General features: G+C 69.9%; 1 protein-coding gene. It reads left to right on the top strand.

The features are described 5' to 3' along the window. On the top strand, window positions 1-851 hold an 851-nt coding region (locus SSP29_RS00050), incomplete at its 5' end, for a lysyl oxidase family protein (protein ID WP_245882989.1). Window positions 852-903: the final 52 nt, after the last annotated feature.

The following is a 903-nucleotide window of genomic DNA, read 5'->3' as shown; positions in this document are numbered from 1 at the left end:
CCCAGACCATCAAGGTGACGGTCCATCAGCAGGACTCCGGCGGGGGCCAGGGTCTGGCCGGCGCCCAGCGCGGGCAGAAGAGTGCGTCGAAGAGCCCGAAGCCGGCCGCCGAACGCCCGGTCGGCAAGGCGGCCGTCGCCGCCGACATGCCCAAGCCCGACCTGCGTGCCCTCCCCGCGCACGGCATCGCGATCACCGACGGGGCCGAGGGCGGAGCGGGTGCCGTCGCCGGCAAGGACTACCTCGCCTTCAGCGCCACCGTCTGGAACGGCGGCCCCTCGCCGCTGGTCGTGGACGGATTCCGCAAGCCCGGCGCGGAGACGATGGACGCGTACCAGTACTTCTACGACGCCAGGGGCAAGCAGGTCGGGTACACACCCACCGGCACCATGGAGTGGGACCCGCGGGAGGGCCACCAGCACTGGCACTTCAGCGACTTCGCCAGCTACCGGCTGCTCGGCGCGGACAAGAAGGAGATCGTCCGCAGCGGCAAGGAGGCGTTCTGCCTGGCCAACACCGACGCCATCGACTACACGGTGAAGAACGCCAACTGGCACCCGTACAACACCGACCTCGCCACCGCCTGCGGTGAGGAAACCGCCGTCTCGGTGCGCGAGGTGCTCGACGTCGGCAACGGCGACACCTACAGCCAGTACCGGCCCGGTCAGTCCTTCGACGTCACGGACCTGCCGAACGGCACCTACTACATCCAGGTCATCGCCAACCCCGACAACCGGCTCAAGGAGCAGAGCACGGCCAACAACGTCACGTACCGCAAGGTCGTCCTCGGCGGCACACCGGGCGCCCGCACGGTGACCGTGCCGAAGTACGGCCTCATCGACGCTCCCTGATCACCCGGCGGGCGGAGGCAGACGCCTCCGCCCGCTCACCGGCAGGACGCCA

The organism is Streptomyces hyaluromycini, from assembly GCF_002217755.1.
In the GTDB taxonomy this organism is placed as follows: Bacteria; Actinomycetota; Actinomycetes; order Streptomycetales; family Streptomycetaceae; genus Streptomyces; species Streptomyces hyaluromycini.
Note: the sequence above shows the minus strand (reverse complement) of the source record. Positions and strands in the feature narration are given on the sequence as shown.